1 pseudogene is annotated in these 203 nt (G+C 41.9%); it reads right to left on the reverse strand.

Annotation, left to right across the window (positions count from 1 at the left end):
• Positions 1-203 (reverse strand): annotated as a pseudogene (locus DWW60_RS13730) (hypothetical protein); the annotation flags it as partial.

Raw genomic sequence — 203 nt, forward strand, 5'->3', positions numbered from 1 at the left:
TTGTCAAACGCCGGAATTATATAATGCTCTATGCCAGTCATGGCAAACGCAATCTGTTCCCTAAGAGATGCTTCATCTCCCTTTTTGATGATATAGTCAACTCCCGGCTGTTCATTCTCATACACTTGTATGCCATTGCATTTCGCCTTAACATACATATCCAGATGCGTAGTATTTATCCAGTCCATGCTGGCATACACAGA

This window comes from Coprococcus sp. AF16-22, assembly GCF_003461545.1.
GTDB lineage: Bacteria > Bacillota > Clostridia > Lachnospirales > Lachnospiraceae > Coprococcus > Coprococcus aceti.